This window comes from Mycobacterium sp. E2327 (assembly GCF_001672675.1).
Lineage (GTDB): Bacteria > Actinomycetota > Actinomycetes > Mycobacteriales > Mycobacteriaceae > Mycobacterium.
Genome location: NZ_LZKE01000124.1, coordinates 29179 through 42238, shown reverse-complemented (window position 1 = coordinate 42238; position 13060 = coordinate 29179). Strand labels below are relative to the sequence as shown.

General features: G+C 65.5%; 15 protein-coding genes. 8 read left to right on the top strand and 7 right to left on the bottom strand.

The window, feature by feature from the left end; all coding sequences use genetic code 11:
• Positions 1–50: 50 nt before the first annotated feature.
• Together A5712_RS14975 and A5712_RS14970 are read right to left on the bottom strand one after the other, a co-directional pair.
• Positions 51–1022, bottom strand: coding sequence for a hydrogenase (locus tag A5712_RS14975; RefSeq protein ID WP_068106488.1), 972 nt, complete (start codon positions 1020–1022; stop codon positions 51–53).
• Positions 1023–1069: 47 nt separating this feature from the next.
• On the bottom strand, positions 1070–1672 hold the full coding sequence (locus A5712_RS14970; RefSeq protein WP_068106485.1) for a DUF1641 domain-containing protein: 603 nt from the start codon (positions 1670–1672) through the stop codon (positions 1070–1072).
• Between the two features lie 206 nt (positions 1673–1878).
• Here A5712_RS14970 and A5712_RS14965 point away from each other — a divergent pair, with 206 nt between their 5' ends.
• From A5712_RS14965 to A5712_RS14940, 6 genes are read left to right on the top strand one after another with little or no spacing between them, the layout of a single operon-like run.
• On the top strand, positions 1879–2934 hold the full coding sequence (locus A5712_RS14965) for an AraC family transcriptional regulator (RefSeq protein ID WP_068106483.1): 1056 nt from the start codon (positions 1879–1881) through the stop codon (positions 2932–2934).
• Positions 2935–2979: 45 nt separating this feature from the next.
• Positions 2980–3318 carry a hydrogenase maturation nickel metallochaperone HypA gene (locus tag A5712_RS14960; protein WP_068106481.1) on the top strand — a complete coding sequence of 113 codons (339 nt, stop codon included), beginning with the start codon at positions 2980–2982 and terminating at the stop codon, positions 3316–3318.
• A gap of 3 nt (positions 3319–3321) precedes the next feature.
• On the top strand, positions 3322–4140 hold the full coding sequence (gene hypB, locus A5712_RS14955; protein WP_068106478.1) for a hydrogenase nickel incorporation protein HypB: 819 nt from the start codon (positions 3322–3324) through the stop codon (positions 4138–4140).
• Between the two features lie 42 nt (positions 4141–4182).
• On the top strand, positions 4183–5256 hold the full coding sequence (locus A5712_RS14950) for a class 1 fructose-bisphosphatase (RefSeq protein ID WP_068106475.1): 1074 nt from the start codon (positions 4183–4185) through the stop codon (positions 5254–5256).
• A 5-nt stretch (positions 5257–5261) separates the two neighbouring features.
• Complete coding sequence (locus tag A5712_RS14945; RefSeq protein WP_068106472.1) at positions 5262–6161, top strand: phosphoribulokinase; 900 nt, start codon at positions 5262–5264, stop codon at positions 6159–6161.
• Positions 6162–6167: 6 nt separating this feature from the next.
• Positions 6168–7250 carry a HoxN/HupN/NixA family nickel/cobalt transporter gene (locus tag A5712_RS14940; RefSeq protein ID WP_369830394.1) on the top strand — a complete coding sequence of 361 codons (1083 nt, stop codon included), beginning with the start codon at positions 6168–6170 and terminating at the stop codon, positions 7248–7250.
• 11 nt (positions 7251–7261) lie between these two features.
• Here the strand turns inward: A5712_RS14940 and A5712_RS14935 are convergent, their stop codons facing one another.
• From A5712_RS14935 to A5712_RS14925, 3 genes are read right to left on the bottom strand one after another with little or no spacing between them, the layout of a single operon-like run.
• Complete coding sequence (locus A5712_RS14935; protein ID WP_068106466.1) at positions 7262–7858, bottom strand: alpha/beta fold hydrolase; 597 nt, start codon at positions 7856–7858, stop codon at positions 7262–7264.
• A complete protein-coding gene (locus A5712_RS14930) occupies positions 7858–8280 on the bottom strand; it encodes a ribulose bisphosphate carboxylase small subunit (RefSeq protein ID WP_068106463.1) in 423 nt (140 codons plus the stop codon). The genes A5712_RS14935 and A5712_RS14930 overlap by 1 nt, the downstream gene beginning before the upstream one ends.
• 18 nt (positions 8281–8298) lie before the next feature.
• Positions 8299–9729 (bottom strand): form I ribulose bisphosphate carboxylase large subunit, encoded by a 1431-nt coding sequence (locus A5712_RS14925; protein ID WP_068106460.1) that lies wholly within the window; start codon positions 9727–9729, stop codon positions 8299–8301.
• 171 nt (positions 9730–9900) lie between these two features.
• Here A5712_RS14925 and A5712_RS14920 point away from each other — a divergent pair, with 171 nt between their 5' ends.
• Positions 9901–10899 carry a class I fructose-bisphosphate aldolase gene (locus tag A5712_RS14920; protein ID WP_068106457.1) on the top strand — a complete coding sequence of 333 codons (999 nt, stop codon included), beginning with the start codon at positions 9901–9903 and terminating at the stop codon, positions 10897–10899.
• Between the two features lie 27 nt (positions 10900–10926).
• Here A5712_RS14920 and A5712_RS14915 read toward each other — a convergent pair whose 3' ends face one another.
• Both A5712_RS14915 and A5712_RS31360 read right to left on the bottom strand, forming a co-directional pair.
• Positions 10927–11646: a TetR/AcrR family transcriptional regulator gene (locus A5712_RS14915; RefSeq protein ID WP_197519394.1), complete on the bottom strand. Its 720-nt coding sequence runs from the start codon at positions 11644–11646 to the stop codon at positions 10927–10929.
• Entirely contained in the window at positions 11639–11851 is a 213-nt protein-coding gene (locus tag A5712_RS31360; RefSeq protein WP_068106450.1) for a hypothetical protein, read from the bottom strand. Before A5712_RS31360 ends, A5712_RS14915 begins: the two co-directional genes overlap by 8 nt.
• Before the next feature lie 189 nt (positions 11852–12040).
• Between A5712_RS31360 and gap the strand changes: the two genes are divergently transcribed.
• Positions 12041–13060 (top strand): type I glyceraldehyde-3-phosphate dehydrogenase, encoded by a 1020-nt coding sequence (gap, locus tag A5712_RS14905; protein ID WP_068106447.1) that lies wholly within the window; start codon positions 12041–12043, stop codon positions 13058–13060.

Sequence of the window (13060 nt, the reverse complement as noted above, 5' to 3'; positions counted from 1 at the left end):
GTCCTTTCAAGGGCTTTGGCTGAGCTTCGGGAGGGCAGCGCGGGCTGGGATCAGACGACGAACATGTCCTCCTTGGACCATTGCGGCGCCGCGATGCGAGCGGCCGCGGCGTGGGCCATGTACGTGAGGTGGTCGCTGCCCTCGGGGACTTCCTTGGGGATCATGCCGCTGACTTTCTGGGTCTTGAACACCGTGCCGGGAGCCAGGTCGAAGTGCGGGAATTCGGGTTCCGTGCAGCCCAGGCACGGCATGCCCGCGCGGGTCTTCGACGATTGGCGGTTCCACAGGATCCGGTTGCAGGGGGAGTGGGTCATCGGTCCGCGGCAACCGAATTCGTAGAACAGGCAGCCCGTCCGCGTGCCCTCGCCGAAGGAAAGCGTCGATTGCTTGTATTCGAAGAACTGCACTCGGGTGCAGCCGGTCTGGGTGAACGTCTTGAAAAACGTCTCCGGCCGGTGCAATTCGTCGAGGGTGATGTCGCCGGCACGGCCGGTGGCCAGTGCCACGATGATCTGGGTGATCCAGTCCGGGTGCGCGGGGCAGCCGGGGATGTTGATGACCGGCAGGCCCATCTTGGAACGGAAGTCGGGGCCGAGGAACCCGCCCTTGCGGCGCTTGTGGAACTGCAGGCCGGTCGAGGCCGACGGGTTGGGCTCGGTGGCGGGGATGCCGCCCCAGCAGGCGCAGTCGCCGATCGCGACGACGATCTGGGCCGCGGCGCACAGGTCGGTAACCCAGTCCTTCATCGGCCGGTCGGCGAACATGTCCATCCGGCCGGTGCCGTTGGGGGCCTCGATGACGGAGCCCTCGAAGACGAAGATGTCCAGCGGCCGCTCGCCTCGGGCGCAGTCCCAGAACACTTTTTGGGCGTTGTCACCGAGTTCGAGGCCCAGCGACGGATGCCACAGCAAGTCGAGGCCGAAGTCGACGATCAGGTCGACGACGTTGGGTTCCTCGGCGTTGAGGAACGACATCGTGTTGCCGCTGCACGCGCCTCCCTGGAACCAAAGCACGGACGCCATAAAAACTCCTCTCGATACCCCTTGGGGTGGGCTGGTTTGGTGCTGGACTAGGTGGCCGCGTGGCGGGCTGCCGGGGCCGTGTCTGCTTGTGCAAGCCTTCGACCGAAGGCCCGTGCGATCTGGATCATGAAGCCCAAACCGCGTGACACGTCAGGGTCTTTCGTCACCCGCATCAGCGCGAAGACGCCCTTCGGCCCACGCGGGTCGGCGGCGGCGGCGCGTTTACCTTCCAGCAACGCCTCGCCGACGTCGGCGATGATCTCGACGGTCTGCGGGTCGGCCAGGGCGGAGCGCAGTAGCCGATCGAGCCCGGGTGTGGCGTTGACGACGGCGGCGGAGAGCCGGCTGACGCTGTCGCTGAGGGCGGCGAAGTCCACGCTGGGCCACAGGGTCTGACCGCCACCCGACGCCGCAACCCCCCTGATCTCCGCGACGCCCGACGCCACGTTGTCACCGATCACCTCGGCGCGGCGCAGCAGCCCGTCGAGGCCGACGACGATCGTCGCCAGCAGATCGGCGTGCTCGAGGAGCACCGAAAGCGACGAAGCGATCCGGGGATCCTCCAGCGCGGCGATCACCTCGTCCCCGGGGGACTCGGCGACGAGCGCATCGGTGTCAAAGCCCTCGATGAGCGAAGCGTGTGCAGCCACCCAATCCCTCCTAGCCCGGTGTGTCGGTGGTCACACACGCTAGCCCCACGAAACCATCGGGCCTATCGCTTTCGCGCAATGACTGTCAGAATTGCGCAAACTTATGTGCGTAGATGCGCTCAATACGCCGAGGAGTCTTGAATGATCGCCGCGAACTGTTCACCGAATTGTCAATTCCGTGCCTGCCCAGGGGTGGGTTGGCGCTAGTGTCTCGCCTGGCCAGGCTCGGTTTCATCGACACCCGCCGCACCGGCGATCCGGTTCGGCGCAAGGTGCGTTCGCGCGGCGTGCCGCCCGCGCTGGCTGACAACGAGATCTTTTACACCGAAAGCGTCCGGGAGGCGGGCTCGCTGCTCAGCCGTGCGCTGGCGCCGGGCTGGATTACGTTGGGAGAGGACGCATCTGGCTTCGCCGCCACCATGCACGGGGTGCGGTTTCGCGATATCAGCATGCTCTATCTGGATCTGCACGTCCGTTCGACGCTTGAAATACCTGCTCTCGGCCGCTACTTCGCTGTGCACATGCCGATGAACGGGCGCGCCCGGTGCCACCACAACGGGCACGAGTTCGAGGCCAACACCATCAACGCCTTGGTCACCAGCCCGGGGGCCGCCCTGACCATGCATTTCGACGACGATTCGCCCCAGCTGCTGATCCGCATCGAGGAGCCGGCGTTGCTGGAATACCTGACGCGCCTCCGCGGCCGAAGGCTGTCCAGGCCGCTCGTGTTTCACCCCGAATTCAACCTGGCCAGCGACGTAGCGGTGCGCTGGCATGCCGCCGTCCAGCTGCTGCATACGGAGGTCTACCACGCCGGCTCGCTGGTGCAGCGCGGTCACGGAATCAGCGGGATCGAGGAGCTGCTGATGAACAGCTTGCTGTACATCCAGCCCTCGAACTACCACGAGGAGTTCATCCGGCCCGTGACCGATTCCGGCCGCAAGGTGGTGCAGGAGGCGATCAAGTACATCGAAGCGAACCTGGCCGAGCCGATCAACATGGAGTCGATCGCCCGCAACGTCCACATGAGCATCCGCTCGATACAGCAGGGGTTCCGCGAGGAACTGGGGATGTCGCCGATGACCTATGTCCGCGACCGCAGGCTCGAGCGCGTGCACGCCGAGCTGGCCGATGCCATGCCGGGGGATGGCGTCACGGTAACCGACGTCGCAACCCGTTGGGGCTTCAACCATCTCGGCAGCTTCGCCGTCGAATACCGGAAACGCTGGGGAATGAGTCCGTCAGAAACGTTGCGCCAGTAGACCGCCGACGGGTGTATGGTCTCGTCTGACTCGAGGAGGCCGGCCGTGCACGAACTGTCCATCTGCAATTCGATGGTCGGAATCGTGCGTAAGCACGCGGCCGGCCGCGGGATCCAAACCGTGCACGTGCGGATCGGGGCGCTGCGCCAGATCGTGCCCGAGACCCTCGTCTACTGCTGGTCCCTGGTCACCGAAAGCTCCGAATTAGCGGGCGTCGAGCTCCGGGTGGAGCGCATACCCGCCAAAATCCGGTGCGCCGGCTGCGGCCGGGAAACCGTGCTCGATGCGGTCGTCATGGCGTGTTCGTCCTGCGGCGGGGCCGCGGTCGAATTGGTTGAGGGGGACGAATTCCTCATCACTTCACTCGATTTGGCGGAGGTGTGACAGATGGGCAGATTCCATCGGCATGACGACGGCGGTCATCACCACGGCCACGCGCATGAGCACGACCATCCGCACGAGCACGACCATCCGCACGACCACGGTGATCACGCCGGCTACGCGACCGGCACCGAGCGGGTGATGGTGCTCGAGCGGATCTTTGACGAGAACGACAAGACCGCGGCGGCCAACCGCGCCGACTTCGACAACGCGGGCCTGACGGCGGTCAACCTGATGTCGTCCCCGGGCGCGGGCAAGACCACGCTGCTGGCCGAGACCCTCCGGCGGCTGCAGGACCGGCTGCGGATCGGCATTATCGAGGGTGACATCGAAACCAGCATCGACGCCGACCGGCTCGGCGGCTTCGGCGCGGCGGTGTCGCTCATCAACACCGCCAACGGATTCGGGGGCGAGTGCCATCTCGACGCGCCGATGGTGCGTTCGGCCCTGCCCCGCCTGCCCCTGGCCGAGCTCGACCTGGTCGTCATCGAGAACGTCGGAAACCTCGTGTGCCCGGCGGAATTCGACGTCGGCGCCCACGCGAGCGCGATGGTGTATTCGATCACCGAGGGCGAGGAGAAGCCGCTGAAGTACCCGGTGATGTTTCGCTCGGCCGACCTCGTCATCGTCAACAAATTGGACCTGATTCCGCACCTCGACTACGACCTGCCGACGTTCTACGCGAACCTGAACGCGGTCAACCCCGGTGTCGCCGTGGTCGAGACGAGCGCCCGGACCGGTTCGGGCATCGACGACTGGTGTGAATGGCTCGCCGAACTCCACCGGGCGGCGCACGCCGGCGCGGCCACCCGGCCGGCCACCTAGAAGGGGGATGGCCGGCCATGGCCGCTCGGGCATCCTGCGGGCATGCTTGCCGACCGCACCACCCTGGTCCAGTTTCTGATCGAGGAACGCCGCCGACACCCAGACGCGTCGGGAGACCTCAACGGCCTCATCCTCGACGTCGCCCTGGCCTGCAAGGCGATCTCGAAACGAGTGGCGGCCGGTGCGCTGGGCGGGGTGCTGGGCTCGGTCGAGCACACCAACGTGCAGGGCGAGGTCCAGCAGAGGCTCGACGTCCTGGCCAACGACTACTTCCTGCGCGCCACCGAATGGGGTGGCCACGTCGCCGGCATGGTGTCCGAGGAGCTCGAGGAGCCCTACCGGTTGCCGGCCGAGTATCCACGGGGAAAGTACCTGCTGTTGTTCGATCCCCTCGACGGCTCGTCGAACATCGATGTCAACGTCTCGGTCGGCAGCATCTTTTCGATACTTGCGGCCGCCGCGCCGGGCGCGGACCCCGAGCCGGGGGATTTCCTGCAGCCCGGCTCCCGGCAGGTCTGCGCGGGCTACGCGATCTACGGACCATCGACGATGCTGGTCCTGTCGGTGGGAACCGGCGTGCACGCGTTCACCCTCGACCCGAACCTCGGCGAGTTCGTGCTGACCCGTCAGTCGATCCGAATCCCGCCGGAAACAAAAGAATTCGCGATCAACGCGTCGAACCAGCGGTTCTGGGAACCGGCGGTGCAGCGCTACGTGCAGGAGTGTCTGGCCGGACGGACGGGCCCCCGGCACAAGGACTTCAACATGCGCTGGGTTGCCTCGCTGGTTGCCGAAACCCACCGGATCCTCACCCGCGGAGGCATTTTCCTCTACCCGCGCGACTCGCGCGAGCCCGCCAAGCCGGGTCGGTTGCGGCTGCTCTACGAGGTGAACCCGGTGGCGTTTTTGATCGAGCAGGCCGGCGGCGCGGCCAGCACCGGACGCGCGCGTGTGCTCGATGTGGTTCCCGGCGAGCTGCATCAGCGGGTCTCGTTCGTGTTCGGGGCCCGCGAGGAGGTCGCCCGCATCGAGGAGTACCACGGCGAGAGCTACGAATTGACCTCCACGCTGCCCCTGTACGGCACGCGCGGCCTGTTCCGCACCGCGGTGGGCTGAGCGTCATGTCACGCAGGCATCCCATCGTCTCGGTGACCGGCTCGTCGGGAGCGGGCACGACGTCGGTAATGCGCACCTTCCAGCAGATATTCCGTCGCGAAGGCGTCAACGTCGCCTATGTGGAGGGCGACAGTTTTCACCGTTTCGATCGCCTCGGCATGAAGGAGGCGATCGCCGACGCCCACGCCCGTGGTGACCACGCCTTCAGCCACTTCGGCCCGGAGGCAAACCTTTTCGAGGACCTCGAGGAATTGTTCCGGACGTACGGCGAAGCGGGGACCGGCAAGTTCCGCAAATACCTGCACGACGACGAGGAAGCCAAACCGTACGGCCAGCCACCCGGCACCTTCACGGCCTGGGAGGAGATCCCCGAGGGTACGGACATGCTCTTCTACGAAGGGCTGCACGGTGCGATCACTACGGAAACGGTGGACGTCGCCCGCCATGCGGACCTGCGCATCGGCGTGGTACCGGTGATCAACCTCGAGTGGATTCAAAAGCTTCACCGCGACAAGAACGTTCGCGGTTACACGTCAGAGGCGGTCACCGACACCATCCTGCGCCGGATGCCTGACTACGTGAACTACATCTGTTCGCAATTCTCCAATACCGACGTCAACTTTCAGCGCGTTCCGGTGGTCGACACGTCGAACCCGTTCATCGCCAGGACCATCCCGACGGCGGACGAATCGATGCTGATCATCCGGTTTCGCGATCCGCACGGCATCGACTTTCCCTATCTGCTGGCGATGCTGCACGACTCGTTCATGTCGCGCCCGAACACGATCGTGTGTCCGGGCGGCAAAATGGATTTGGCGATGCAGCTCATCTTCACCCCGATGATCCTGCGGCTGGTCGACCGGCGAAACGCGGAGCTCCGCAACGCGGATCTGGTGAGCCGCTGATCGACCGTGACTACACCATCCTGGCGAACGGCGTTGTCCCGGCGCGAGTGGGCGCACGTGGCGGCCATGGCCGGTGTTGTCATCGCGCTGCATCTCACCGGATGGTTGGTCCTGATCGCGTTTGTGGTGCCGCAGCACCTGAGCGTCGGCGGCCGGGCGCTGGGCGTCGGCGTGGGTCTCACCGCATACATGATCGGCCTGCGGCATGCCTTCGATGCGGATCACATCGCCGCGATAGACAACACCACCCGAAAGTTGATGAGCGACGGGCAGCGCCCGCTGACCACGGGATTCTTTTTCTCGCTGGGACATTCGACGGTGGTGTTCGTGGTGGCCCTGTTGCTGTCGATAGGCATCAGAACGCTGAGCGGGCCTGTCCTGAACGACGCCTCGACACTGCATAGGTACGCGGGCCTTTTCGGAACCACAGTGTCCGGCGTCTTCCTCTATCTGATCGCCGGCATCAACATCGCGGTGCTCGTGGGGATCGTTCGGATTTTCCGCCGGATGCGGCGGGGCATATACGACGAAGGCGAGTTGGAGCGGCAGTTGAACAACCGCGGGCTGGCGGCCCGGTTCCTGCGACGCTTCACAAAATCCATTCGCAGCCCATGGCAGTTGTACCCGCTCGGAGTGTTGTTCGGCCTGGGTTTCGATACCGCGACCGAGGTTGCGCTGCTGGTGCTGGCCGGCAGCAGCGCCGCGGCGGGCGTGCCGTGGTACGCCATTCTGTGCCTGCCGGTGTTGTTTGCGGCCGGCATGAGCCTGCTCGACACGATCGATGGTTCGTTCATGAACTTCGCCTATGGCTGGGCATTTTCCCGGCCCGCGCGCAAGGTCTACTACAACATCACCATCACCGCGCTGTCGGCGGGGGTGGCGCTCATCGTCGGCAGCGTCGAGCTGGTCGGGGTGCTTGCCGACCAGCTCGGGTTGACGGGCGACTTCTGGGAATGGTTGCGCGGCATCGATTTGAATACGGTCGGCTTCATCATCGTCGGGTTGTTCGCGTTGACATGGGCCGTCGCGCTGCTAGTTTGGCGCTTCGCCCGCATCGAGCAGCGGTGGAGCGGGCTGGCCGAAGATTAAGCGGACTCTGTTCAGCGGCACAGCGCGCGAACGACGATTTCGGCGGCGAGCTGGGCGGTGAAGTGGCGCGAATTCCGCGGGCCGGCGAGGTCCACCAGGCGAAACTCTCCGTGCACGTATCGCCGGCTCGCCCGGGCCACGGCGTCGGCCGTGCGGGAACTGACCAGGGCGGTGGTGTCGACTTCGACGGGGCCGCAGTCCTTTTCGCGGACCGAACCGTCGAGGTCCGGCACGCGCGGGTGGCCGCAGTCGATGACAACCAAGCCCGTGAACCGCCCCCGCTGGCTCGCGGCCAGGCTCCACGCCAACTCGCCCCCGCTGCGGTCGCCGACCAGCAGCGCGCTGTCCACCTCGAACTGGTCCAGGATGCGGATCACCGACTTCGGACTCAGGTCGGGGTGGGCGGGGATCGTCAGCGTCCGGAACGTCGCGACATGCAGCCGATCGCGGACGGCGTCATAGGCGTCCTGCCCGCCCGGCACCTCGTCCAGCATGATGACCACCCGGCCCCCGTCAGGACCGCTCAGCCTCACCGGCACCCGAAATCCGTCGAGTGTGTCGGCGGCGCAGACATATTCGTGATCCGCGGTCGACGACGGGTGGGCCATCAGTCCGCGTAGCGGTGACCCGGCGGCTGCCGGGTGGCGTAGGCGAAGGTGGTGTACCCGATGCGCCGGTCAGATCCCTCGGCGCGATCGAGCCGGAAACCCGGCTCGTCGGCGGGACGCTGCACGATGAACGAGAACGCGGTGGTCTGCCGGCCCAGGCGGGCGTCGTACGCGTTGAGGCGGACGTATGCGGTGGGATAGGCGCTTCGGCAGGCGTTGACTTCCAACAGAACACCCGCCGCGTCCTTGAGGTCGAACATCGGCAGGCCCCACATCTCCCAATACACGTTGCGCGGATGCGGGTCGTCCGTGAACTCGACCGAGAGCGGCCAATCGTTGTCCAACGCATAGTTGATCTGGGCCGTGATCTCGTCGTCGGTGAAGTCCGGTAGGTAGGAGAAGGTGCCTTGGGTGATACGCATTTCAGTTTCCGATCTGGTTCAGGAGAGTGTTGGCGTCGCGACAACGTCGGGCGTGTCGGTCGATTCGTAGTTGAACGAGATGTCACCCCAGGTGGCCAGCGCGGTGTCGAGGGCGCGGTTGCTGGAGGCGGCCTTCTTCAGGATCTCGGGCCCCTCCTTGTAGTAGTCGCGACCCTCGTTGCGCGCCTTGATCATTGCCTCCAGGGCGACGCGGTTGGCTTCGGCGCCCGCGGCGATGCCCATCGGATGACCGATGGTGCCGCCGCCGAATTGCAGGATGACGTCCTCGCCCAGGTAATGCAGCAGCTGGTGCATCTGGCCGGCATGGATGCCGCCGGAGGCGACAGGCATCACGCCGGGCATTGACGCCCAATCCTGGTCGAAATACAGGCCCTTGATTGGGTCGGCCGGGATGTGGTCGAGGCGCAGCGTGTCGTAGAAGCCGGCGATGGCGTGCGGGTCGCCCTCCAGCTTGCCCACCACGGTTCCCGCGTGGATGTGGTCGACGCCGGCCAGCCGCATCCACTTGGAGATCACCCGGAAGCTGACCCCATGGGTCTTCTGGCGGGTGTAGGTGCCGTGCCCGGCGCGGTGCAGATGCAGCAGCACACCGTTGGCGCGCGCCCAGTTGGCCATCGACTGGATCGCGGTGTATCCGATGGTCAGGTCGATCATCACGATCACCGAACCGAGTTCCTTGGCGAAATCGGCTCGTTCGTACATCTGCTCCATGGTGCCGGCGGTGACATTGAGGTAGTGGCCCTTGATCTCGCCGGTGGCCGCCTGCGCGCGATTGACGGCCTCCATGCAGAACAGGAATCGATCGCGCCAGCGCATGAAGGGCTGCGAGTTGATGTTCTCGTCGTCCTTGGTGAAGTCGAGCCCGCCGCGCAGGGCCTCGTAGACGACGCGGCCATAGTTGCGCGCCGAAAGCCCGAGCTTCGGCTTGGTGGTTGCGCCCAACAGCGGCCTCCCGAACTTGTTCAGGTGTTCGCGCTCCATCACCACTCCGTGCGCGGGGCCCTGGAAGGTCTTGACGTACTGGGTCGGAATACGCATGTCTTCCAGGCGAAGAGCTTTGAGCGGCTTGAAGCCGAACACATTGCCGATGATCGAACTGGTCAGGTTCGCGATCGACCCTTCCTCGAACAGATCCAGGTCGTAGGCGATCCACGCGATCCACTGCCCCGGCGTGTTCGGCACCGCGTCCACCCGGTAGCACTTGGCTTGATAGTGCTCGAATGTGGTCAGCCGGTCCGTCCAGACCACCGTCCACGTCGCGGTGCTCGACTCACCGGCGACCGCGGCGCCGGCCTCCTCCGGCGGAACACCCGGTTGCGGTGTAATCCTGAAGGCGCACAGGACATCCGAGTCCTTCGGGACGTAATCCGGTTGCCAATAACCCATTTCGGCGTAAGGAATGACGCCGGCGTTCCATCGATCTGTCATGTCCGGAATGCTGCCAGCCAATTCTCAACATGTCTATTGAGAATCCGCCATTGAAACTGAAGCTATCACTTGACTAACTCACCCGGTGCATCCACCAGGTTGGTGAGGTCCGGGCGCTTCGGCCCGGATAGCTTCCAACACACGACCACGTAGCAGAAGGGGCACCACCGAATGACGACCTGTCGACAGACCGCCGCGCGAATGATGGAGCTCGGCAAGGGGATTCTGGCTGCCGACGAAAGCATCGCCACCATGTCGAAGCGGCTCCAAGAGGCCGGCGTCGAACCGACCGCCGAAAACCGGCGCCTCTACCGCGAACTCCTCGCCACGGCGCCCGGTCTCTCCGAGAGCGTGTCGGGCATCATCGTCTGCGACGAAACCCTCCGCCAGAGCTTCAGCGACGGAACACCGTTCGCCGAGGCGGTGCGCGGGTTGGGCATCCTGCCCGGCATCAAGGTGGACACCGGCGCCAAACCGTGCCCGGGGCTGCCCGGGGAGACGGTCACCGAGGGGCTGGACGGGTTGCCTGCCCGGCTGGCCGAGTACGCGGAGATGGGCGCGGCATTCGCCAAGTGGCGGGCGGTGTTCACGATAACCGACGCCACGCCCAGCCGTGGCGCGATCCGGGCCAACGCCAACTCCCTTGCGCGCTACGCCGCAGCCTGCCAGGGGGCCGGACTGGTGCCGATCGTCGAGCCCGAGGTGCTCATGGACGGTAGCCACAACCGGGGCGTCTGCCGGGAAGTGACCGGTTGGGTGCACACCGCGGTGCGAACCGAACTCGCGCTGCTCAACGTCGATTTGGCCGGCATCGTCCTCAAGCCGAACATGGTCCTCGAAGGCGAGGGCTACGCCCGGCAATCGACCCCGGCCGAGGTGGCCGACTTCACCGTGGGCGTGCTGCGGGCGTGGCCGGGCGATCTCGCTGGTGTGGCCTTCCTGTCCGGCGGCCAGTCACCCGAGCGGGCGACCGCCAATCTCGCGGCGATGCAGCAACATCAGACGCCTTGGCCGTTGACGTTCTCCTTCGGCCGGGCTCTGGTGTCGCCGGCGCTTTCGGCCTGGCGCGGGGACCCGGACCGCGTCGCCGACGGGCAGGCCGCGCTGGTCGAGCGGGTCGCCGCCAACGGGGCCGCGGTGCGGCTGCGCGGCGAACTTCAGTCGGTGTGAATCACCGAGGCCACGGTCTTGGTGCCCTCACCATGCCACGCCGTCGACGACGTCAGCGGTCAGGGCGGCGGTGTAGTCTCCGGACGCCGCATATCCGGCCGATCCGTACACGAACGCGGCTTGTGGGGTACCGACAGCGCACTCGAACGCCCGTAGACACATGTCGGTGAGGTCCACTCGCGAGATATTCTGTGACTGAATCCATTTCACGCAGGCCGCGCGGACGAATGCCAACCAGCCCTCGACGGCGATCTCGACGGCATCGCGCAGATGTCCCTCCGCGACAAGCTCATTGACCAGGCGCCGGCCCACGATGTTGAGCTCCTCGGCGATGATCGCCTGGATCGCCGGGTCGTCCGACAATGCGCCGCGGTTGATCGTGACGGCTTCGAAGGGATGATCGACAAACGATTGGATGTGGGCGTCGAGCGCGATGGCAAGCTGTTCGGCCAGCGGCAAGTGCGGATCAGGACTCACGCGTGCCAGAAACCGGCCACTAGCGCGCTCGAATATCGCTACATAGATGTCCCGCTTGCTCGCAAAATAGTGATACAAAGTCGCTCTCGAGACACCGGCGCGTGCGGCGATGTCCTCCATCCAGACATCTTCGTATGGTTTTTCCGCGAACAATGCTGCGCCTTCATCGAGCAGGTGTTCGCGTCGCTGGTGCGGCTTCAACCGGCGTCGTGCCACGTGCCCACGATCGCCGAACCGACGCGCGGGCCGTGGCTCGATCACCTCAGGCACGGCCGACGACCCACAGCGCGCGCCGCGTCGGATCGACCACCTCACGGCCGCCCGCGTCGTATTCGACCAGCACATGGCCGGGCGAGGTTGAGCGGATTCGCCCCAGACGGCCGAACACACCGGACGCCACACGCACCCGATCGCCGGCCATCGGAGCGTGGTGTGCGCGTGCGGGACCGTGGATAGCCGCGGCGGTGCGGGACATTTCGGCTCCTTTCGACAACGTTGCGTCGATTGTTGTCGCGCGGCGCCCGCCGCGGACGCCCCCGATGGGGGGTTGTCGGGGTGGTCGGGTGTTCAGCCCTCAGAATTGCCCCCTGACTGGGGGATGCACTGGCGAAAGCGTCGGAAGACCATGGCATTCCGATGACGTGAACGATCGATGGAGGCACATGTGACGGTCCGAGTGGGTATTAACGGCTTCGGCCGTATCGGACGCAATTTCTACCGGGCGTTGCTGGCTCAGCAGGAGGCGGGGACGGCCGATGTCGAGGTGGTGGCGGTCAATGACATCACCGATAACGCCACGTTGGCGCATTTACTCAAGTTCGACTCGATTTTGGGTCGGTTGCCCGATGACGTGAGCCTGGAGGGCGAGGACACCATCGTGGTGGGCACGCGGCGGATCAAGGCGCTCGAGGTGCGCGAGGGTCCCGCGGCGATGCCGTGGAGCGATTTGGGTGTGGACGTGGTGGTGGAGTCCACCGGGCTGTTCACCAACGCGGCCAAGGCCAAGGGCCATTTGGACGCCGGGGCCAAGAAGGTGATCATCTCCGCGCCGGCCACCGATCCCGACATCACCATCGTGTTGGGGGTCAATGACGATAAGTACGACGGCAGCCAGAACATCATCTCCAACGCCTCGTGCACGACGAACTGCCTGGCGCCGGTGACCAAGGTCTTGCAGGACGAGTTCGGCATCGTCAAGGGGTTGATGACGACCATCCACGCCTACACCCAGGATCAGAACCTGCAGGACGGTCCGCACAAGGACTTGCGTCGGGCGCGGGCGGCGGCGCTGAACATCGTGCCGACCTCGACCGGGGCGGCCAAGGCGATCGGGCTGGTGATGCCCGAGCTCAAGGGCAAGCTGGACGGGTATGCGTTGCGGGTGCCGATCCCGACCGGCTCGGTGACCGATTTGACCGTGGAGCTGGCCAAGGCGGCCAGCGCCGAGGACATCAACGCCGCGTTCAAGGCCGCCGCGGAGGGCCGCCTCAAGGGCATCCTGAAGTACTACGACGCCCCGATCGTGTCGGCCGACATCGTCACCGACCCGCACAGCTCGATCTTTGACTCCGGGCTGACCAAGGTCATCGACAACCAGGCCAAGGTGGTGTCCTGGTATGACAACGAATGGGGCTACTCCAACCGCCTCATCGACCTCGTCGCACTGGTCGGCGCCCGCTTGTGA

Excerpts from the sequence above, each read along its gene's own strand:
- A5712_RS14935 (WP_068106466.1), bottom strand. The coding sequence starts at position 7,858 with ATGGCCCACCCGTCGTCGACCGCGGATCACGAATATGTCTGCGCCGCC.
- A5712_RS14975 (WP_068106488.1), bottom strand. The coding sequence starts at position 1,022 with ATGGCGTCCGTGCTTTGGTTCCAGGGAGGCGCGTGCAGCGGCAACACG.
- A5712_RS14930 (WP_068106463.1), bottom strand. The coding sequence starts at position 8,280 with ATGCGTATCACCCAAGGCACCTTCTCCTACCTACCGGACTTCACCGAC.
- A5712_RS14920 (WP_068106457.1), top strand. The coding sequence starts at position 9,901 with ATGACGACCTGTCGACAGACCGCCGCGCGAATGATGGAGCTCGGCAAG.
- A5712_RS14950 (WP_068106475.1), top strand. The coding sequence starts at position 4,183 with ATGCTTGCCGACCGCACCACCCTGGTCCAGTTTCTGATCGAGGAACGC.
- A5712_RS31360 (WP_068106450.1), bottom strand. The coding sequence starts at position 11,851 with ATGTCCCGCACCGCCGCGGCTATCCACGGTCCCGCACGCGCACACCAC.
- hypB (WP_068106478.1), top strand. The coding sequence starts at position 3,322 with ATGGGCAGATTCCATCGGCATGACGACGGCGGTCATCACCACGGCCAC.
- A5712_RS14945 (WP_068106472.1), top strand. The coding sequence starts at position 5,262 with ATGTCACGCAGGCATCCCATCGTCTCGGTGACCGGCTCGTCGGGAGCG.
- A5712_RS14925 (WP_068106460.1), bottom strand. The coding sequence starts at position 9,729 with ATGACAGATCGATGGAACGCCGGCGTCATTCCTTACGCCGAAATGGGT.